The organism is Paenibacillus sp. ISL-20, from assembly GCF_018613005.1.
GTDB lineage: Bacteria > Bacillota > Bacilli > Paenibacillales > Paenibacillaceae > Paenibacillus_AQ.
Window position 1 is genome coordinate 18337 of sequence record NZ_JAGGRD010000037.1, and the last position, 20415, is coordinate 38751.

Annotated in this window: 19 protein-coding genes; 6 read left to right on the forward strand and 13 right to left on the reverse strand. The window is 51.5% G+C overall.

Translation table 11 applies throughout. The features are described from left to right. The first annotated feature begins 72 nt into the window (after positions 1-72). Entirely contained in the window at positions 73-1620 is a 1548-nt protein-coding gene (pruA, locus tag J7E85_RS22365; RefSeq protein ID WP_215161656.1) for an L-glutamate gamma-semialdehyde dehydrogenase, read from the forward strand. Between the two features lie 72 nt (positions 1621-1692). Here the strand turns inward: pruA and J7E85_RS22370 are convergent, their stop codons facing one another. The 8 genes from J7E85_RS22370 to J7E85_RS34200 all read right to left on the reverse strand — a co-directional run bounded on the left by J7E85_RS22370 (position 1693) and on the right by J7E85_RS34200 (position 9334). Continuing rightward, positions 1693-3120 carry a serine hydrolase domain-containing protein gene (locus J7E85_RS22370; RefSeq protein ID WP_251035953.1) on the reverse strand — a complete coding sequence of 476 codons (1428 nt, stop codon included), beginning with the start codon at positions 3118-3120 and terminating at the stop codon, positions 1693-1695. A 59-nt stretch (positions 3121-3179) separates the two neighbouring features. Next, positions 3180-3941: a polysaccharide deacetylase family protein gene (locus J7E85_RS22375; RefSeq protein WP_215161660.1), complete on the reverse strand. Its 762-nt coding sequence runs from the start codon at positions 3939-3941 to the stop codon at positions 3180-3182. Continuing rightward, positions 3938-4774: a carbohydrate ABC transporter permease gene (locus tag J7E85_RS22380; RefSeq protein WP_076322448.1), complete on the reverse strand. Its 837-nt coding sequence runs from the start codon at positions 4772-4774 to the stop codon at positions 3938-3940. Before J7E85_RS22380 ends, J7E85_RS22375 begins: the two co-directional genes overlap by 4 nt. After that, positions 4774-5649 (reverse strand): carbohydrate ABC transporter permease, encoded by an 876-nt coding sequence (locus J7E85_RS22385; protein WP_215161662.1) that lies wholly within the window; start codon positions 5647-5649, stop codon positions 4774-4776. Before J7E85_RS22385 ends, J7E85_RS22380 begins: the two co-directional genes overlap by 1 nt. 162 nt (positions 5650-5811) lie before the next feature. Beyond that, positions 5812-7065: an ABC transporter substrate-binding protein gene (locus tag J7E85_RS22390; RefSeq protein WP_215161664.1), complete on the reverse strand. Its 1254-nt coding sequence runs from the start codon at positions 7063-7065 to the stop codon at positions 5812-5814. 164 nt (positions 7066-7229) lie between these two features. After that, entirely contained in the window at positions 7230-8189 is a 960-nt protein-coding gene (locus tag J7E85_RS22395; RefSeq protein ID WP_215161666.1) for a LacI family DNA-binding transcriptional regulator, read from the reverse strand. Between the two features lie 233 nt (positions 8190-8422). Beyond that, complete coding sequence (locus tag J7E85_RS34195) at positions 8423-8815, reverse strand: DMT family transporter (protein WP_353049547.1); 393 nt, start codon at positions 8813-8815, stop codon at positions 8423-8425. A 15-nt stretch (positions 8816-8830) separates the two neighbouring features. Continuing rightward, a complete protein-coding gene (locus J7E85_RS34200) occupies positions 8831-9334 on the reverse strand; it encodes a DMT family transporter (RefSeq protein WP_251035954.1) in 504 nt (167 codons plus the stop codon). A gap of 124 nt (positions 9335-9458) precedes the next feature. On the opposite strand from J7E85_RS34200, the gene J7E85_RS22405 reads away from it, so the two are divergent. Then, positions 9459-10316: a LysR family transcriptional regulator gene (locus J7E85_RS22405; protein WP_215161668.1), complete on the forward strand. Its 858-nt coding sequence runs from the start codon at positions 9459-9461 to the stop codon at positions 10314-10316. A 73-nt stretch (positions 10317-10389) separates the two neighbouring features. Here J7E85_RS22405 and J7E85_RS22410 read toward each other — a convergent pair whose 3' ends face one another. The 4 genes from J7E85_RS22410 to J7E85_RS22425 all read right to left on the reverse strand — a co-directional run bounded on the left by J7E85_RS22410 (position 10390) and on the right by J7E85_RS22425 (position 14089). Further along, positions 10390-11214: an alpha/beta fold hydrolase gene (locus J7E85_RS22410; protein WP_215161670.1), complete on the reverse strand. Its 825-nt coding sequence runs from the start codon at positions 11212-11214 to the stop codon at positions 10390-10392. 17 nt (positions 11215-11231) lie between these two features. After that, positions 11232-11738 (reverse strand): SRPBCC family protein, encoded by a 507-nt coding sequence (locus tag J7E85_RS22415; RefSeq protein WP_215161673.1) that lies wholly within the window; start codon positions 11736-11738, stop codon positions 11232-11234. Between the two features lie 75 nt (positions 11739-11813). After that, entirely contained in the window at positions 11814-12146 is a 333-nt protein-coding gene (locus tag J7E85_RS22420) for an ArsR/SmtB family transcription factor (protein ID WP_076322685.1), read from the reverse strand. A gap of 293 nt (positions 12147-12439) precedes the next feature. After that, complete coding sequence (locus J7E85_RS22425) at positions 12440-14089, reverse strand: glutathione ABC transporter substrate-binding protein (RefSeq protein ID WP_215161675.1); 1650 nt, start codon at positions 14087-14089, stop codon at positions 12440-12442. Positions 14090-14249: 160 nt separating this feature from the next. On the opposite strand from J7E85_RS22425, the gene nikC reads away from it, so the two are divergent. The 4 genes from nikC (at position 14250) to J7E85_RS22445 (ending at position 18968) form a co-directional block, all read left to right on the forward strand. Continuing rightward, a complete protein-coding gene (gene nikC / locus J7E85_RS22430; RefSeq protein WP_215161677.1) occupies positions 14250-15146 on the forward strand; it encodes a nickel transporter permease in 897 nt (298 codons plus the stop codon). 19 nt (positions 15147-15165) lie between these two features. Next, the gene (locus tag J7E85_RS22435) at positions 15166-16089 is read left to right on the forward strand and encodes an ABC transporter permease (protein ID WP_215161679.1); all 924 of its coding nucleotides are present in this window, start codon (positions 15166-15168) and stop codon (positions 16087-16089) included. 864 nt (positions 16090-16953) lie between these two features. Continuing rightward, a complete protein-coding gene (locus tag J7E85_RS22440) occupies positions 16954-17967 on the forward strand; it encodes an ABC transporter ATP-binding protein (RefSeq protein WP_215161681.1) in 1014 nt (337 codons plus the stop codon). Next, complete coding sequence (locus tag J7E85_RS22445) at positions 17964-18968, forward strand: ABC transporter ATP-binding protein (RefSeq protein WP_215161683.1); 1005 nt, start codon at positions 17964-17966, stop codon at positions 18966-18968. Before J7E85_RS22440 ends, J7E85_RS22445 begins: the two co-directional genes overlap by 4 nt. A 127-nt stretch (positions 18969-19095) precedes the next feature. Here J7E85_RS22445 and J7E85_RS22450 read toward each other — a convergent pair whose 3' ends face one another. Continuing rightward, the gene (locus J7E85_RS22450; protein ID WP_215161685.1) at positions 19096-20415 is read right to left on the reverse strand and encodes an FtsW/RodA/SpoVE family cell cycle protein; all 1320 of its coding nucleotides are present in this window, start codon (positions 20413-20415) and stop codon (positions 19096-19098) included.

Here is a 20415-nt window from a genome sequence, read left to right on the forward strand (position 1 = left end):
ACCATGACGCATTCAGCAGCTGGACCATAAACCTAAAGCTCCGAATCATATCATGTTAAGGAGGGGCCTTCCATGCGAGTACCTTTTCGGAATGAACCATTTCTGGACTTCAAGAACGAGTTGAACAACAAGTTATACGATGCTGCGCTATCCGCGGTCGAAGCCGAACTCGGCAAGACGTACCCTCTGGTTATCGGCGGTGCCCAAATCCATACGGAGCGTACCCTAAAGTCGGTCAATCCGTCCCGTAAACGTCAGGTCATCGGCATTGTATCCCAAGCCGATACCGAACTTGCGGAACAAGCCATTCAGACAGCCGCACGGACTTTTGAGACGTGGAAACACACCGCGCCGAGCGAACGGGCACGATATTTGTACAAGGCTGCAGCAATCATGCGGCGACGCAAGTTTGAATTCTCCGCACTGATGACGCTGGAAGCCGGCAAAACGCGTGCCGAAGCGGATGCGGATACGGCCGAAGCGATCGATTTCATGGAATTCTATGCACGCGAAATGCAGCGCCTGAGCGCGCCCCAGCCGCTAACGGTTCATGAGGAGGAAGAAAATCATCTCTATTACATTCCACTCGGCGTCGGCATCGTCATTCCGCCGTGGAACTTTCCGCTCGCGATTATGGCAGGCATGACCACGGCGGCCATCGTCTCGGGCAACACCGTTGTGCTGAAACCGGCGAGCACCACGCAGGTCATTGCCGCCAAATTCGTGGAGCTACTGGAAGAAGTCAGCCTGCCTCCGGGCGTCGTTAACTTCCTGCCGGGACCGGGCCAGGAAGTGGGCGACTATCTGGTGGATCATCCGCTGACCAGGTTTATCAGCTTTACGGGATCCCGCGACGTCGGACTGCGGATTCAGGAACGCGCGGCCAAGACGCAGCCGGGGCAACAATGGATCAAACGCGTCATTGCCGAAATGGGCGGAAAAGACGCCATTATCGTAGACAACGAGGCCGATCTGGATCTCGCGGCAGACGCGATCACCGCCTCCGCATTCGGCTTCTCCGGCCAAAAATGCTCCGCCTGCTCCAGGGCCATCGTGCATGAGGACGTCTATGATACCGTGCTGCAGAAGGTTATCGACCGCTCCAAGAAGCTGGTGATCGGCAGTCCGTTACACGCCGAGGTGCAGGTAGGGCCTGTCATCGACGATAAGGCCTACCGTAAAATTCTGGACTATATCGAAATCGGGAAAGGCGAAGGCACGCTGGTACTCGGCGGATTTCCGGGCGATCCAGAGGGGTATTTCATCCAGCCGACAATCTTCGCGGACGTTGCCAGTACCGCCCGCATTTCCCAAGAGGAAATCTTCGGCCCGGTGGTGGCCTTCACGAAGGCCGCCTCCTTCGACGAAGCGATCCAAATCGCCAACAACACCGACTACGGGCTGACCGGCGCGGTGATCTCGAACAACCGCGCGCATCTAGAGCAGGCGCGGCGCGATTTCCATGTCGGCAACCTGTATTTGAACCGGAAATGCACCGGTGCCTCGGTGGGCACCCACCCATTCGGAGGCTTCAATATGTCCGGGACCGATTCCAAAGCCGGCGGGCGCGATTACCTGCTCCTGTTCACGCAGGCGAAGGCGGTGTCAGAGCGATTCTGATTACGGCATGCATAAAAACCTCTCCATGACGATGGAGAGGTTTTTTATGTACCGCTGCTTATTTTACTGGCTCTATGCCTTAACCTTACCCTTAATCTCCTGGACTACCTTGCCCTCGAACGATTGATTCATCCAGTACGCAAGATGAATGCTTTCCTCATCGAAGGTGCATTCCTTGGTTAAGTAGAATGGCGTCTCCGTCAGCCGAATGGTCAGCTTCAACGTCCGATCATCCTTCCAGGTCATGGAGGCAGCATATTCGTTATCCGTCATCATCATCAGCTTGGCAGTTCCCGACTTCCACGCGTTACGACCACAGACAACCGAATTGACGCCGTGTTCCCCCTGAAGCTCCATGACCGCGCCATCTTCCTCAAAGCGAACGGAAAATGAACGCAGCTTCTCCTCATTCTCTTCGAGATCATAGACGATCCCGGAGACGTCCTTCTCGATTGGGGATACCGCCTCTTCGATTGGCGGATCCAGCTTAAGCTCTTGCAGCGTTCTAGTAAAAGAAGCCTCCGCTCCGGTGTCGACCGGCAGTGTATCCAATCCCATCGCTGGCTGCAGATGCTCCCATACCTCATTCAGCACGGCCTGCATGTCTCCAAGGCCAGAGGTAATCGCAATCACCGCATCCTGTTCCGGGAAAACAACGCAGAATTGTCCAAAGGCACCGTCGCCGCGGTAGGCCCCGTGGCGGCACATCCAGAATTGATAGCCGTACCCTTCGGTCCAATCCGAAGAGGAATCCGCAGGTCCGTTGGATATCTGCTTGGAGGTTGCCTCTTCAATCCACGCTTCCGGGATCAGACGCTGGCCTTCCCATACCCCCTTCTGAAGATAAAGCTGACCGAATTTGGCAATGTCCTCCGTCTTCAGCTTAAGTCCCCATCCGCCGGTGTTAATCCCCTGCGGACAGCTTTCCCAGGTGGCTCCGTGGATGCCGAGCGGCTCAAACAGACGGGGCTGCAAATAATCCAGCAGCGTGATGCCAGTGACCTTCTGCAGAATGGCCGAGAGCATGTAAGTCGCTGCGCTGTTATATACAAAGTGGGTCCCGGGTTCATGCTCAACCGCTTGTTTAAAAAAATCGGCCACCCAAATATCGGACTGCATGGCAGGCTCCTGATCGTGCCCCGTTCCCATAATCAACAAATCGCGAATCGTCATCGCGGATAGATTCGGCGAGGGATCTTCAGGAGCGTATTCCGGAAAGAAGTCGATCACCCGATCCTCCAGCGTAATCCGGCCTTCCTGGACCAGAAGTCCAATCGCGGTAGAGGTAAAGCTCTTACTTAGCGAGAACAGCATATGCGGTTTGTCCGCTTGATACGGCTTCCACCAGCCTTCCGCTACGACATGTCCATGCCGTACCAGCATGAAGCTGTGGAGTTCCAGCTCCTTTTCCTGAATCGATCGGATAAAGCGTTCGATAGACTGCGATGAGATTCCTTGATTTTCGGGGGTGCTTCTTGGCAATAATTGAACCATTTTCATGTTCATCTTCCTTTCGCCTCTCCCGGTATCCATAAGATAAATTCATTATGGCCCTTCCATTATACACCAGGTAATGGTACCGCTTCATCATAACGTATAGCGCGGAAACCCAGTCGCTCACTAATCTCATTTAAGTCCTCCCGTGCAAGAAAAGAAGCCTCCTGATCGCGTCCGCGCGCCAGCTCTTCCCCATCCACTTGAGCATTGCCGCACTGCACCATTTCCTTCGAATATAGGGCTGGATGGGACAGGAAGAAGTACTGGTCTTCCGTCAGGCCGCCAAGCACCCTTTCAAACGACTCGACCCCGTCCGGAACGCCGCCCGGGAAAAAGTTATAGTAATCGCGATGGTTGATTAGCCCCTTCGCTTCAATCCAGCGGTCCAGCTCTTCTTGCAGCCCGGGTATGAAGCGCTCCGGCAGCATATGAGAATCGACATAAGAAATATTGAAGCCTGCTGCGGTCAGTTTATTAAGCTGCGCTTCGCACTCTACAAGGATCTCCTGCAGCGAAGGCGGATGATCCTGAAACAGGATCGGGTCCTGATAGAAATATCCGGCCCGATCGACAAGCGAAGGAACCTGTTCCTTCGCGGCAACAGGTCCCCAGCGTACGTTATCCCATTCCGCATTCAGCGTCATATGGAAGCCGAAGCAGATGTCCTTGCGATGCGCCAACAGCTGCGCGGCCTCGGTAAGATAAGGGCCGGGCGCCATGATGGACACATTTTTGATGAATCCGGCCTCTACCGTCCGGGTAATCGCTAGATTGGCGGAATGGCTGGAAGCATAATCGTCGGCTCTCGTAATGATTCGCCTCATTTTACCGCACCTGCCGCAATCCCCTTGATGATGTATTTCTGAGCGAAAATATAGAAAATGACAACCGGGATGATCGTTAGCGTCAGACCGGCCATCGCCTGGTTCCACACAATCGTGAACTCCCCGAAGAAATAGAAGGTCGAGAGCGGAATCGTCCGCAGCCCTTTATCCGACAGCGTCAGCGATGGGAGCAGGTAGTCGTTCCACAACGCAATGACGTTCAGAATCGCGATGGTCACGCTGATGTTCTTCAGCAGCGGGAATACGATTCTCCAGAACACGCCCAGCTTGGAGCAGCCATCTAGCGTTGCCGCCTCCTCCAGCGCAACCGGCACGGATTTGATGAATCCGTGGTACAGGAAAACCGCCATACTGGACGTAAAGCCGACGTTCATATAGATCAAGCCCTCATGGGTATTGAGCATTGGAATGTGCAGATTGCTGCGAATCCAGTCCATCACCTGCATCAGCGGCATCATGAGCGTCTGGAATGGAATCAGCATGGTCGCTACAAACGTGAAGAAAATGATTTTACTCAGCTTATTATCCGTCCGCACCAGCATCCATGCCGTCATGGAGGCGAGCACGATGACAATGATCACCGAGATGACGGTGACATAGAGCGAGTTACCCAGAGCGGTGAAGAAATTCATCTTCTCCATCGCCAATTTATAATACTCAAAGCTGAAGGAGGAAGGCAGCGCGAGTGCATTCTCATACAGCTCCGCACGATCCTTGAACGAGTTAATCAGCATGATGAAGACCGGAGACAAGAAGACCAGTGCAACGAGGAACAGCAGGATGTCGAGCAGCCATTTCCCTGATTTCTTCATTACATCTGCACCTCTCTTCTCTTCGTGATGATAACTTGCGTCAGCGTAAGTCCGGCAACAATCAGGAAGAAGATGATCGCTTTCGCCTGACCTAAACCATAATTACCGTAAGCAAAAATCTCGTTGAAAATATTCATCGCAAACATCTCCGTCGCATTGCTCGGTCCGCCCTTGGTCAACGACAGGTTCACGTCATAGATTTTGAACGCCCCGGACAGTGTCAGAAACAGACAGATCGTGAACGAAGGCATTAACAGCGGGAACACAATGCTCTTCAGTCGCTGCCACATGTTGGCGCCATCGACTTTGGCCGCCTCCATCAGCTCATCCGGGATCCCCTGGATGCCCGCGATGTAGATGATCATCGTATAACCCGCCAGCTGCCAGGTGAATACGGCGACGATGGCGTACAGTGCAAACTGCGGATGCAGCAGCCAGTTAAAGAACACGCTGTCAAATCCGGTCTTCTCGCCCAGGAAGCTGAAGGCATCCGTAAAAATAAACTGCCAGATGTAACCCAGAATCAGGCCGCCGATGAGGTTCGGCATGAAAAACATCGTCCGTGCCGCATTTCTCGAGCGGAGCTTTGTCGTCACCAGCAGCGCAAAGCCCAGTCCCAGAACGTTGACGCATACCAGAGCGAGCAGCGTGAATTGAACCGTATGCCAAGCCGATGTCAGGAATCGGTCGTCCTGGAACAGCTGAACGTAATTGTCGAACCCTACGAATACTTTAGGATTCGCCGGAATGCCGTCCCAATTAACGAAGGAGTACACGATCCCGATAATGAACGGGATGATGACCACGGTCGTGAAAATAAACAGAAGCGGCACCGTAAACAGGGCAAACCAGGCTTTATCCTTTCTTTTGCTCATAATCCATACCTTCTTTCCGTTCCGGATGATTCCCGCAAGGCGGCATCAAACCTTGAAGTCGTGTTAGAAAAAACAAAAGCCTAACGCTCATCATCAGAACGTCTGAGGCTAGGCTTTCGTTTTCATGGAATTGTAATATCAGATGATGGTCGCCCGCCTCGATTATTTCGATGCTTTCGCCCATACTTCATCCAGCTTCTGCAGGAACTGTTCTCCTGTCATGCTCGGATTCATGAAGTACTCCTGCGTAGCCGGAGCCAGGTCATTGGTGATGATTCCCGATGGGAAGTAGTTCAACGCCCAAGTGATCGTCTCACCCTTCGTTGTTGCTTCGTGCACCGCTTGAGACAAAGGATCCAGATCGCCTGCTTCAATATTCGTTAAAGCCGGGATGAATTTGAAATCGTCCACGATGGCTTTCTTGCCGCTGTCGCTAGTAAAGAGCCAGTTCAGGAAAGCGTTCGCAGCTTTGACTTCCTCAGCATCCGCCTGATTGTTTACGACCCAGTAGCTGGCCACGCCTACGGCGATTTTGTCATTGCCGGCGAGCGGGAATGGCATCATGCCGACTTTGGAGCCGAAATCACCGAAGTCCGCAAGCATGGAATAACTCCAGTTGCCTTGATGCACCATAGCCGTTTTTTCCGTTGCAAAGTCACCCATCTGGCTATCATATTTCACTTCCAGCGGATTCTTGGAATTCGCTTTGATCACGTCCATGAATTTCGCCCACTCTTGGAACTCCTTCGTATCCGCCATCTTCACTTCGCCTTTGTTCAGCTGCTCGATAAAGGCCAGCGGATCGGATTGAAGCGCAAACGGCGTGTTGATGATGTGTCCGATTAAGAAGTAAGCCTCCTGGGACAAACTCAAACCGTTCTTGCCGTCGGCTTTCAGCTGCTCCAGCGTCTTGGTGAAGGAATCCAGATCTTTCATGTTAGCCGGATCTACCAAATCTTTGTTATACACAAGACCGAAACCTTCTACGCCGTATGGAACGCCAACGGTTTTATCTTCGACCTTCAATTCCATGTCAGGCGCAATGTTCTTAACATACTCTTCACCGCTCAAATCGGAGAAATAGGATTTCAGCTTCTCGGACTCGGGCCCTGGAGCTACGCTGAATATAGTCGGTCCCTGGTTGCTGCTGAGCTTCGCTACCAGCTGCTGCGAATAAGCGTCACCCGCGGCACCCCATACCTCAACCTCATTGCCGGTTTCTTCTTTATAGGTTTTAACCAAAGCTTCAAGAGGTTCTGTAATTTCAACTTTCGATTGGAAGAGCGTAATTTTCTTCAGCTTATCTCCCCCGGATGCTGCTCCAGAATCTTTGTCAGATGTACCACCACAGGCTGCAAGTGTCGCAACCAAAGCCGTTGCTGTTAGTATGCTTAATACCTTTTTTACTTTTTTCAAGTGACACGCCTCCCCCTTAAGGACTCTATAAAGTAAAACGTTTACAAACCCATCATAGGGCGGTTTACCTAGAATGTCAATAAAAATTGTACGCGTTTTCATAAAAATAATAAGTAAAAAAACTAGTAAAATTCTTGATATTTTACTAGTTGTACTCATAAAGTTTATCTCACCGTTTTTCTCCACTGAATAGTGGCATTCAGCTTAAAGGGCTCCTTGCCAGTTGTGCCCTTGATCATCTCGAGCAGCTCCTTCGCCGCCAAATAACCGCTTTCATAACGCGGGATTGCAATCGTGGTCAAACCGGCCATCGCCGCCGCATCCGAATTATCGAATCCGGTGATCGAGATATCCTCCGGGACCCGTATTCCGTTCTCTTCCAAAGCTTTGATCGCGCCGAGAGCCATATTGTCATTCGCACAGACCAGCACTTCCGGCAAGGCGTTGCTCAAGATCAGAATTTTGGCCGCCTGATATCCGCTTTCCTCGCTGTAATCGCCATGGAAGTAATTGCGGCGGTCAAACACGATGCCATTCTTCGCAAGCGTATCCATAAATCCGGCGAACCGCTCCTTGTGATCCAGGGTAAATTCCAAACCGCCAATGTATCCAAAGTTCGTAAACTGTTTATCCACCAAGGCCTGGACCATTTCACACATCACGGGGTAGTTGTCCACGATCACGCTTTTGGTGTTGGCGTACTCATTATCAATAATCCGATCCATGAGAACGACAGGGAACTGCGGCGTGGCTACCGAGACTAAATATTCGTCCGTCATGTTCCGATCCAGACTTATGGTACCGCTTGCAAATTTACTGCGCATAAAATTGGTGCTGGATTTATTCGTACAGATGATAAGATCGTATCCATTCTCCGTCAGGCAATGGCTGATCCCCTTGATGATCTTTAAATAATAATCGCGATCAAAGTCGCTGAAGACAAATATAATCGTGTTGCTTTTATCGGATTTGGTTGACTTATGCGGAAAATAGCCGTGCTCCGAGCATAATCTCAGCACCCGCTCCCTCGTCTCCCGCCCCACGTTCTTACGCCCGTTCAGCACGTTGGACACTGTAGACACCGAGACATCCGCGAGCTTTGCAATTTCCTTCAAACCACTCATGAATCCTATCCCCTCTCCAAAGGCGTTAGTAAATTTAATATAACATGGATTTATTTTTAATAAAATTTACTTATTTTGCTTCGACAAGATTTTCCTTGGAACATCATCCTTGTCATTGCTTCTCATGATACCTGTTCAGACGAGAAAACCTTTGTTCGCCATAGCAAAAAAGCAGGCCACGCGAATCATTCGCTGTGACCTGCTAAATCCGAATTTATTAGTTTTCTTGCCCTTTATACGGTACCGCACCGCTCCCTGATCGTGAATGGATCTTTTGTTTTGTCTACTCGTCTAGGCCGATTCACTAGATAAATGCCAAGCCCGATACACACTGTGCCGGCCAAGGTATACCAATGCAGCTGCTCGCCTAGTATAAGCCATCCGGATAATACACCGAACACGGGAATGAGGAACAGATACACGTTGGCTTTATTGGGATCGCTATTGCGCAGCACAAAATACCAGGTGACGAACTGGGCAATCGAGCTCATCAGAATCATCCAGCCCAGAACAAAGAGTTCCTTCACGATCTGGGACAAATCCCATACAAAATGCGGCTGTTCCAGCAGCGGACTTGCGATGAGCAGAAGGATGCCGCCGATCAGCATCTGATAGGCAGCCATCACCCAAGCGTCAAACTCCTAACCCAAACGGGAACTTAGCAGCGTCGCCATGCCCCAGGCCATCCCTGCGCCCAGCGCAAACCAGAATCCGCTCTGCATCTGCATCTCCAGGCCTTGCGTAATGAACACGCCGATAAAACCGATGATCACGCCCGCCCACTGAAGAAGACGGTACCTCATACCGAAAATCAGGAAGCTGAACACGATGAACCAGATCGGGTTGCTGGAGGACAAAACCGAGGAGCTGCCGGAGGAAATCGTTTGCATGCTCAGGTAGATGCCACTCATCACGAGTGCCGATTGAAACAGACCGATCGTTGCCAGCTTCAGCCAGGCAGCGCCGCTTCTGGGATGGGGCCGTTTTACAATAAAGGGCAGCATCAGAAGGCCCGCTCCCACAAACCGGATCGCCAGCAGCACGAATGGAGAACCGAAGGACAGCGCAATTTTGCCGATCGGGAAGTTAAGTCCCGCAACCAGCATCGTAAATATCGTCAGAAACAGCATACGCGGTTTGCTCATGCCATGAATTCCCCTCTCCTTAACCAAGTGTATCCTCAGTTTATTCCGCCCTTCATATCATGTAAAATAATTAAATGAGATTCGAGCCATCACTGTGAATGATGGATAAAAGGAGGCTCCTAAGGTGGAGAGTGGGGATCTGAAGATATTCCAGGCTGTTGCCCGTGAAGGAAATATAACCAAGGCTGCCGCCAGCCTTGGTTACGTGCAATCGAACGTGACTGCTAGAATCCGGCAGCTTGAATCCGAGCTGAACACGCCTCTGTTCTATCGGCTCAGCCGCGGCGTTGCCTTAACTTCGGCCGGCTGTAATCTGCTCAAGTATGCCGATCAGATTATGCGTTTGCTTGACGAAGCCGTGAAATCGACCCAATTCTCGGAAGAACCGTCGGGTCCGCTGCGAATCGGCTCATCGGAAACCACAGCCGCAGTACATCTACCCGGCATCATGCTGGATTATCATAGACGGTATCCTGACGTGAAACTGTCATTAATTACAGGCCATAGAGCTGACTTGATTCGAGCCCTGAACGAATATGAACTGGATGGGGCGTTTATCAGCGGACCTCTGGATTACCCGGACTTTGACGAATTCCGGGCCTTTGACGAGGAGCTTGTCCTCATCTCGGAACCGACGGAGGCTGCGCTTCGCGATTTGCTCACCAAACCGCTGCTGTTCTTTGGCAAGGGCTGCTACCACCGTGAACGGTTGGAGCAATGGCTTCATGAAGAGAACGTGGGGCCCATGAATATTATGGAGTTTGGTACGTTGGAAGCCATCATGGGCGGTGTGGCCGCCGGGCTGGGTATCTCGCTGCTAACGCGTTCTTCCGTTAAGGACTGGGTGGATGCCGGGAAATTGCAGGCTTTCCAAATCCCCGGGCGTTATCGCAGCTCCAAGGTCCATTTTGTATTCCGGCGCGACCTGTTTCGCACCAGCGCCTTTAATCAATTTATCGAGCCGTTTCAGAAGTCCGAATGAATGCTTCAACCGGAACGGGAAACAAAGAAACCGTGACCCTAAGGGCCACGGTTTCTTTATGAGCCAAGCACAATTATCTCGGTATTTGGTCTGCCGAAGGCTGCAGAAAACCCGACACCTCAGGAGCCAGCACTTCCGGTGCCATCACTACGGCAGAATGGTCCTGACCAGGCAGCATCCGGTGCTTGCACTGAGGGAGCAAGTCAACCAATGCGCTAGCGGCCCCATGGAACATAGCTCCGCTATTCTCGCCCGTCATCACCATGACCGGAACATCGACATCCCAGCGATCCGTTGGCAGCGGTTGACCGGATTGCGTGCTCCCCATAATCATGCCGTCATAGGCCAATGTATGCGCCATGCCCTCCATGACCTGCCAAGAAGGATCTGCCTTCATGAATTCGATATATTCCGCGGGGATCCCCAGCGCTGCTGTCATGAAATATTCTACGGCTTCGCTGCGCCTGCTCTCGGCCATCAGCGCATTCAAATGCTGCACGTATTCCGCCGGTACGGGTTCACGGCTATCCTCAATGATAAACGGCGGCTCATATAGAAATAGTTTTCTAACTTTACCGCTTCCGAGTCTGCTCGCCGCATCCAGAGCCAGAACAGCGCCCGAAGAACCTCCGAATACATACGCGCTGCCGCCCGCCTCCTGAATCAGGGCATCGATATCTTCAACCTCACGATCAACGGCATACGGAGCCGTATCCGTACTGCTGCCCCGTCCCCGCCGGTCATAATTGTAGACGGTGAATTGTTCAGACAGAAACTCCCCAAGACGCGTTGTATCGTTGTGATCCGAAGCTGCAGCAGCTACAAGAATAATAGCTGGACCAGTCCCTTTCTTTTCATAAAAAATTCGGGTACCGTCATTCGACATTGCATAGCTCATGGTCATCTCTCCTTTTATTATCCTGTTATGTACAAGCTGATTTCATTCTCAAACCGTTCCAGCGTATCCGTGTATCCTTCCACCATTCCCATGCCTTCCGCAGCTTCCAGTTCCTCTGCACTCGCGAAATGGGTAATAATGCATAGCCTGGTCCCTTCCCCGACCCCTTCAAACGTAACCGAGGTAAACATGTCGCTGCCTTCCACGGGGTTCCAGTTCGGATCCGTGAATGTGTCCGTATATACGAGCCTTGATAACTCCATCACTTCGGAGTAGGTCGCCTTGCAAAAGGCTTCTTCCCCTTCTCCTGCCTTATCAGGAGCCAACCTGTAGCGCCATACGCCACCCGGTCTGACATCCATCTCATATACCGTGGCATTCCAGTTCCTTGGCCCCCACCAGCGTTCAATGTGTTCCGGCTTAGTCCACCCCTGCCAGGACAGCTTCAAAGGTATGGATACGACACGTTCCACGGTCAGCCTTCGCTGCTCCCGGTCTTTCTTGACAATGGTCTTCCTGCTCAAGTGAATTCCTCCTGTCGATGAAGTCGGCTCTGCGTGCAGAGCCGTATCTTCCTGTGGTTATGGTAAAAAATGGGTCTAACTCTCCTTTCCGTTGAAGTCGCTCATATAGTCTTCGAACTTGTCGAGTCGCTCTTCCCACAATCGACTGAAAGAATCGAACCAGACGTCCAGCTCCTGAAACGGCTGGGCTTCAAGACTATAAATGCGCTGCTGTGCGTTCTTACGGACTTTCACCAGCCCGGCCTCGCTCAGTATCCGCAGATGGCGGGATACTTGGGGCTGGCCGATTCCCAGAATCTCTACGATGTCGCTGACCGATCTCGACCCTTGCTTTAAGAGTTCAATGATGTTGAAGCGGTTCGGCTCCGAGATCGTGAACAGGGTTAATTGCATAGCTGAAGTATTCATGGATTAAATATACGCTAAAGTGTATATACTCGTCAACGTATATATTATATTCTTTTCAGCATTCTTTTGACGCAAAAAATGTGACGTCACCTCAATTCCATCCACTCGGACATGCTGCATAATCTATTCAGATGCCCAACGAACACAGCTTATAATCTATTGGGCGTCCTATTCACCTGTCCCGGCACTCTAACAACATCACAAAAGAGGCCCAAGTATAAGCGGCCTCTTTGCTATAAACTACTCTATTAATTTTACGATCATTCAAAGGCAATAAAGCTTTCAGGACATCCTTATGGCTGAATGGACACTTGATGCAGCTGCATGATACCGTTCGGATGCCTCCAGAAGCCCTCCACCTTGCTGCTGACTCCGTTTAAATACTCCTGATGATGGATATACAGCATCGGCGCTAACTCAACCAGCATCTCTTGCGCCTGCTTATAGATGAGCTTGCGTTGTTCCGGGTCGTTCTCTTTGCGTCCTGCGTCCAGCAGCTTATCCAGTTCCGGATCCTTCGTGAAGGTACGGTTACCCGGCTCTCCTACATTCTTGGAATGGAATAACTCATACATTCCATAGTCGGCATCAGCCGTTACCGTAGACCAACCAAGGATAAACATATCATGCTTGCCTTCTGCGGTTTGAGCCAGATATGCGCCCCACTCGACCACTTCGATTTTGACTTCGACGTTCAATTCCTTCAGCTTGGATTGTACATACTCGGCGACTTTAATCCGTTCCGGATTGTCATTGGTCCAGATGGTCGTTGAAAAGCCGCCCTCGTAGCCGGCCTCCTTCAACAGCTCTTTCGCTTTGTCGATGTTATGCTCGATCGGCTTTACGGTAGCATCATAGCCGTTCACGTCCGGTGCCAGAGGTCCGACGGCAGGAATGCCCGTACCTTCATAGATGCCCGAGATAATCTCGTCTTTATTGATGGCCATCGACAAGGCCTGCCGTACCCGTACATCGTTAAACGGCTTTTTGTCGTTGTTAAACCCGATATAAGACAGGCTCAGCGAAGCCTGACGGTTCAGAGACATGCCGTCCGTGCTCTCAATGCGGCTGATGCTGCTCGGCGACACCGGATCGATAATATGCGCGTAGCCGGTTTCAAGCTCCGCGATCCGCGTTCCCTCTTCGCTTACGACCTTGAACGTGACCCGTTCAACCTTCGCTTTATCTCCCCAATAATCGGCATTCGCAACCAGCTTCACTTCCTGTCCGGGGTTCCAGCTCTCTAATTTGAATACGCCTGTGCCTACAGGGTTCTGCGCCAGATATGCGCCTCCCTTCTCGCCTGCCTTCACCTTCTCGTAATCCAGCTTGATGGCTTCGGCACTAATCATGCCCACCGCAGAATGGGCCAGATGGGCAAGCAGCGGCGAGAAAGCATACTCGGTCACGAGCTGCACCGTGTATTCGTCAACGACTTTAACCTCTTTAATCATGCCGACAAGCGATGCGCGCGGGGAAGCAACCTCCGGATCCTGCATACGATCAATGTTGGCTTTGACCACCTCTGCATTGAATGGAGAGCCGTCCGTAAACTTCACGCCTTGTCTCAGCTTGAACTCCCAGGTCAATTCATCGATCGCTTTCCAGCTCTCCGCGAGCCCCGGCTGAATATTCAGATCCTTATCATGAATCACCAATGTATCATAAATATGCGTTGTCATTACGCTCGTTTGCTGGTCCGTCGACATATGAGGGTCCATGGATGGCGGATCAGAAAGCCAGGCAATCACAAGCTCATTTGCACCGGTATCGTCCGTTCCTTTGGGAGGATCCTTGGCCCCCGGCTCCGGAGCTGGCGTATTACTGCCGTTTGGCGGCGTTTCGGGGTTACTGCTCTTGCTTGGACTGCCGCACGCCGAGATTATTACGGTGAGCATGACCAGGATGCAGACAAGCCACTTTAATCTTCTATTACCTGTCATGTGAAACAAACTCCCCCTTCTCAATCAAAATAGGAAAATATTTTATACACAGTTAACATATATTTTACTATTTGATATTTATACCAGTAGAAGCCAGATTTACCTCACGTTTCTACGACACCCATGCTGACATCCAAACTTGGAGAAAGGATGATTTCACGTGCCTAACATGACCGCTGATGCCAGAACACAAGAATCGCTCCCTAGTGGAACCCGCCTCGTACAATGGAAATCTTTCTACCACCGTCTGAAGAAGAACAAAGCGGCCTTATTCGGGGGTTATTTTCTCCTGCTGATGATTCTTGTCGCGATCATTGGCCCCCTGCTCACCCAGTATGATCCGACCAAAGTGGATTATTCTACGAAACTGCTGAAGCCGTCCGCTGACCATTGGTTTGGTACGGACCACAACGGGCGAGATATTTTCACCAGGATTATCCATGGCATGCGTCTTACGCTCTCGGTCGGTTTTATCTCGGTCATTATCGGGGCAGCCTTTGGTGTCGTACTCGGAATCATATCCGGCTATTACGGAGGTAAATGGGATGCACTCATTATGAGAATGACCGATGTCATGCTGGCGTTTCCCGGCATTTTGCTGGCATTGGCGGTTGTCAGCGTTCTTGGAAAAAATCTGTTCAATGTGATTATTGCCGTCAGCATCTTCTCGATTCCCACCTTTGCCAGAGTCGTGCGCGGCTCGACGCTGGCCGTCCGCAAGCTCGAATATATTGATGCCATGCGTTCGCTGGGCGCGAGCGATGGACGAATCATCTTCGGGCATATTTTGCCTAATATCACATCCCCTATCATCGTGCAGGCTACGCTGCGGATCGCTGTTGCTATCCTGACCGCTAGCGGCTTGTCCTTCCTCGGTCTTGGCGCACAGCCGCCGACGCCGGAGTGGGGAGCCATGCTGAATGATGGGCGCAACTATATTATGGATCACCCCCATGTTGCCCTGTTCCCCGGCCTGTCGATCGTGTTCGTGGTCATCGCATTTAATTTGCTGGGTGACGGCTTGCGGGATGTCCTTGACCCGAAGATGAAAAAATAATGAAGGGAGCTGCCGGGCCATGCTCATCTATTCCATTCGAAGGCTAATTCAGACGATACCTGTTGTCATTGGTGTAACCATTGTCGTCTTCCTGCTGATGCACCTCATTCCGGGAGATGCGGCGCAGGTCATTATCGGGGAAGGAGCGCCCAAGGAGCAGGTGGAGAAGATCCGCGAGAACCTGGGATTGAACGATCCGCTGCCGCTTCAGTATTGGAACTACGTCAGCGGTTTACTGCAGGGAGATTTGGGAGATTCGATCCGCAGCAGCCGCCCCATCGCCGATGAAATATTCAAAAGCCGGTTCTGGATCACCGTCGAGCTTGCCGTATACTCTACGATCCTGGCTGTATTTCTCGGCATTCTGGCGGGCATCATCTCCGCCGTCAAAAAAAGCTCGCCCGCCGATATCGGCGTCATGTTCATTGCCCTGTTCGGACTATCGATGCCGAATTTCTGGCTGGGGCTTATGCTGATCCAATATTTTGCCGTGGATCTGGGCTGGTTCCGTCCCTCCGGCTGGGGCACGTGGTCGCAAACCGTTCTGCCCGTGATCACGCTCGGGACAGGCGGCGCCGCGATCATCGCCAGAATGACCCGTTCCAGCATGCTGGAGGTCATCGGTCAGGATTACATCCGCACCGCTCAAGCCAAGGGCGTCCGAGAGCGTGTCATCATCTACCGGCATGCCTTGAAAAATGCCATGATTCCCGTTATAACCGTCATCGGCCTGGAATTTGGAGGTCTGCTGGGCGGGGCGGTGCTGACCGAGTCCGTATTCGCCGTGAACGGCATGGGCCGATACGTCATCGACTCAATCAGGGCGAGGGATTTCCCGGTTGTACAGGCAACCGTGCTTGTGCTCTCGGTCATGTTCGTGCTCATGAACCTGCTCGTGGACATCTCCTACCGATACTTCAACAAGCGCATTGATTTCGATTGATTGACGAGATCCAACTGTGGTGTGGGCTTTATGTGCGATTAGTGTGGCGGCTATTTGTGTGATCTACAGTTTGCGGTCTATCGCGTGATCATTAGGGGGATCTACAGTGTGGTCATCGTGGGTGATCATTAGTTTGGTCGTTAGTTTGGTCATTAGTTTGGTCAATAGGGAGATCTACAGCGGGATCTATAGCGGAATATGTGTAGTCTTTAGTACGGCCATTAATGTGTTGTTTATCGCATGTGGTCAATAGTGTGAACCCTACATTGTGTGGCAAACAGTGTGTGGATTTAGTGTGATTACTAGTGTGGTTCATACGGACACACGATCCGCTATTTACCGAAAATCGAGCTATTTGGGAGCCAATCCGGACATACGATCCGTTAATGTACTCAGAATCACGAATTTAGCCAACTATTTCTCGCAATAGCGGATCTCATGTCCTCGTACTTCCACTAACATGCAGAAAATAAACTAATAGCGGAACTACAGTCCTCATACATCGCTAGCCGAGGCGAATCGAGCTGTTTTGGGGCCCGTGCGGTCAGAGGATCCACTGTTTCTTCAAAAACGAGCTATTTGAGAGCCACGCGGACAGACGATCCACTATTTACCGAAAATCGATCCATTTTGGAGTCCATGCGGACACATGATCCGTTAATGTACCCAAAATCACGAATTTAGCCAACTATTTCTCGCAATAGCGGATCTCATGTCCTCGTACTTCCACTAACATGCAGAAAATAAAGTAATAGCGGAACTACTGTCCTCATACATCGCTAATCCAGACGAATCGATCCATTTTGGAGTCCATGCGGACACATGATTCCAAGACCAATTGAAGGCGAAGGGAGCTTAGACAAGATGGAACAGCACGCATCAAATTTGCTTACGATCAAGAACCTGCGAACCTCTTTTTTCACCGAACTGGGCGAAGTGAAAGCTGTGGATGATATTAGCCTTACCGTACGCAAGGGGCAGACGCTCGGCATCGTGGGCGAATCCGGTTCAGGAAAAAGCATACTGTCCCTGTCCATCCTGCGGCTGATCTTTCATCCGGGACGAATCGTCGGTGGCCAAATCCTATATAACGGTCTGAATCTGCTCGAACAAACGGACCGGCAGATGCGCAAAATAAGGGGCAATCAGATCTCGATGATCTTCCAGGAGCCGATGACATCGCTCAATCCGGTCTTCACCGTCGGCGATCAGATCGCGGAGGCCTACCAAATCCATGAGAATCTGAGCAAAAAACAAGCGATGGACAAAGCCATCGAGATGTTAAAACTGGTCGGCATCCCTTCCCCGGAAAAAAGGGTCCGACAGTACCCCTTCCAGCTGTCCGGCGGTATGCGCCAACGTGTCATGATTGCCATGGCGCTGGCATGCAATCCGGATCTGCTCATTGCAGACGAGCCGACCACAGCGCTTGACGTGACCATTCAGGCTCAAATTCTGGAGCTGATGAAGGAACTGCAGCGGAAGCTGCAGATGTCGATTATTTTTATCACCCATGATCTGGGCATCGTCGCGGAAACCTGTGATGACGTTGCGGTTATGTACTGCGGGAAGGTCGTGGAATATACCGATGTGCGGACCCTATTCAAACATCCGAAGCACCCCTACACCATTGGCCTGATGAACTCGCTGCCGCGACATGATATCGATAAGGAAACACTGGAGCCGATTAAGGGCTCGGTTCCAAGCCCCTATGATCCGCAGGAGGGCTGCCGCTTCGCCCCCCGCTGTCCCCATGCAGCCAAGCTGTGCTATGACAAACTGCCGGAGCTTCAGGCACTGGATGATAACCAGCAAGTCAGGTGCTGGAAATACACCGATCAATGGGAGCCGGAAAGCGAGGTGAACGTTCTGCTATGAGCAAAGAGCTGTTAACAGTAAAGAATCTCAAGCAGTATTTTCCAATCAGGGGCGGCATCCTGGGCCGTACCGTCAACGTCGTAAAAGCCGTGGATGATATTTCGTTCTCCGTACATGAGGGGGAAACCGTTAGTATCGTGGGCGAATCCGGCTGTGGCAAATCAACCACGGGCCGGGCCATCCTGAGGCTGGACGAACCAACCGCTGGCGAGGTGGTGTTCGAAGGCACCGATCTGCTTTCCCTAAATAAAGCGCAGATGAACCGAAGGCGTAAAGACCTGCAGATGATTTTTCAGGACCCCTACGCTTCCTTGAATCCTAGAAAAACGGCACTCCAAGTGCTTGAAGAAGCGATGGACATTCAGAACGTTGTTCCTAAAAAGGAGCGGCGGGGACGGGCCATCGAGCTTCTGGAAACGGTCGGCCTGGCCGCCTATCAAGCCAATCGGTACCCGCATGAATTCAGCGGCGGGCAGCGGCAGCGGATCGGAATTGCTCGCGCCTTGTCCGTAAATCCCAAGCTGATCATCAGCGATGAAGCGGTCTCTGCGCTTGACGTATCCATCCAGGCACAGGTGCTCAATCTGATGAAATCATTGCAAACCGAATTCAAGCTGACCTATCTGTTTATCTCCCATGATCTCGGGGTCGTTCGGCATATTTCCGACCGGATTATCGTGATGTATCTGGGGACGATTGTGGAAATCGCGGATAAGCACTCCCTCTTCCGGCACCCACAGCACCCTTACACCCGCGCTCTGCTGTCGGCCATCCCGACACTAGATCCCGAGCGCAAGAAGGAACGCATCATTCTCAAGGGGGATGTTCCGTCCCCGATCAATCCGCCTTCCGGCTGCCGGTTTCATACCCGCTGCATGTATGCCACGGATTTCTGCCGATCCGAGGCCCCGTTGCTTCGGGAAGTCGATGAGCGCGGAGGCCATCAGGCGGCCTGCCACTATATCGAGGAAATCGCGGCCGATGCGCTGGTAAAGATGTAGTTTATACGCCACCGAACGGATAAGGCACCTTTCTAAAAACGGAAAAAAGCGAGAATCAAGCTCTCGCTTTTTCTTTTGCAAAACTTTATCCTGCTAACCGGAATTGAAAGATGATCTTCAGCCTCAACTAGGCCACCTTCATAGGAGCCGCTTCTCCCACCTCGCTTGGGATCATGTTTTTGCGTCTGTAGATGGAGAGGAGCAGGCCGACTGCTGCCATGTCCAGGATTTGGTTCATCCCGCTGTAAGAGAAGAAGGGTGGATCCAATGTAACCCTTGGAAGAATGCCGAGCCCCATGAGCAGCGGCCATAGCAGCCGAAATCCAAAAACAACGATGAGTAATGCAGCGATATACTTCGCATAAGAATCCCTGTGGACCGTAGAAATACTCCATATTCTAACGAGAAACAGCAGAATCAGTACGCCAACTACGATCCCGAACAACCAGCCGAAGCAATAGATGAGGTATGGAAACACGTTATCATAAAGGACATATGGGATCTTCGGTGTAGCTTGACCAAAACCTTGCCCAAACCAGCCTGCTGCTTGGATGGCATCTGCGTTATTCCCCATATACCACATTTCTTTGGCTGAAGGGTTCATAAATTCTCTCCACCGGAGCAGTAAATGATCTGTCCGGGTGCTGAGAAAAATAGCTACTACGACAAGAGGCAGCGCCGCGATCATAGCAAATTGTTTCATACTTTTACTTGTTCTCCATGTCAAAACCAGGAACCCAATCACATAGATGTACGTGTAGATAATAGAGCTGCTTATGCTATAGAGGACCACAGGCAGTACTCCTCGATAGAGGATGTTCAATACCGTCTCCCACCGTCCCCATTGGCTGGCAGGCTTCGCCCCTGCCAAAGCGAGCAGAAGCGGTATCAAGGAGAAAGTGATCATATTGACTCCAGTGTGGCCAACTTTGACATAGACCGGGCTTATATCGTACAACTGTCCATACACTAATGAAATGACCATTAGAATAACGATAAAGAAAAACACAGGGGCCGAGTATTTCTTCAGCTTCCGATAATCCAGAAAATAAAAACCAATAAGGAATAAAACTCCGATTCCGAAGTAAAACGACTTCCTCTCGACTAGGCTAACGGAATACCTTTCATCCGCGTAATAAACACTCACCATGCCAACCAGTCCAATGATTAAGAACAGGGCCAGCAGGACAAGCAGCTTCCAATCCAACTGAGGCCGATGAGCCAAATGCAGGCTTTTGCCGATATCCCCCGGATCACCCATCTGTTTCACCGCTTCCTGCACCGCCGGCTCCTCCGAATTGCCCTCCAGCATCAGAAGCTCCGTCCGCTCCTCGATATGGCCGAGCAGCTCTTCGCGGATTTCCGGATGCATGGCTCTTGCGCGTACCTGCTTGCACACCCGGGCCAGGAAGTCTTGAACAACCTTGTATTCTTCAACCGGTCGCAC

Coding starts and splice junctions, on each gene's coding strand:
- J7E85_RS34200 (WP_251035954.1), bottom strand. CDS start 9,334: ATGAGCAAACCGCGTATGCTGTTTCTGACGATATTTACGATGCTGGTT.
- J7E85_RS22385 (WP_215161662.1), bottom strand. CDS start 5,649: ATGAGCAAAAGAAAGGATAAAGCCTGGTTTGCCCTGTTTACGGTGCCG.
- J7E85_RS22445 (WP_215161683.1), top strand. CDS start 17,964: ATGAGCAAAGAGCTGTTAACAGTAAAGAATCTCAAGCAGTATTTTCCA.
- J7E85_RS22375 (WP_215161660.1), bottom strand. CDS start 3,941: ATGAGGCGAATCATTACGAGAGCCGACGATTATGCTTCCAGCCATTCC.
- J7E85_RS22370 (WP_251035953.1), bottom strand. CDS start 3,120: ATGAAAATGGTTCAATTATTGCCAAGAAGCACCCCCGAAAATCAAGGA.
- J7E85_RS22380 (WP_076322448.1), bottom strand. CDS start 4,774: ATGAAGAAATCAGGGAAATGGCTGCTCGACATCCTGCTGTTCCTCGTT.
- J7E85_RS22440 (WP_215161681.1), top strand. CDS start 16,954: ATGGAACAGCACGCATCAAATTTGCTTACGATCAAGAACCTGCGAACC.
- J7E85_RS22395 (WP_215161666.1), bottom strand. CDS start 8,189: ATGAGTGGTTTGAAGGAAATTGCAAAGCTCGCGGATGTCTCGGTGTCT.
- J7E85_RS22435 (WP_215161679.1), top strand. CDS start 15,166: ATGCTCATCTATTCCATTCGAAGGCTAATTCAGACGATACCTGTTGTC.
- J7E85_RS22410 (WP_215161670.1), bottom strand. CDS start 11,214: ATGAGCTATGCAATGTCGAATGACGGTACCCGAATTTTTTATGAAAAG.
- J7E85_RS22425 (WP_215161675.1), bottom strand. CDS start 14,089: ATGACAGGTAATAGAAGATTAAAGTGGCTTGTCTGCATCCTGGTCATG.
- pruA (WP_215161656.1), top strand. CDS start 73: ATGCGAGTACCTTTTCGGAATGAACCATTTCTGGACTTCAAGAACGAG.
- J7E85_RS22420 (WP_076322685.1), bottom strand. CDS start 12,146: ATGAATACTTCAGCTATGCAATTAACCCTGTTCACGATCTCGGAGCCG.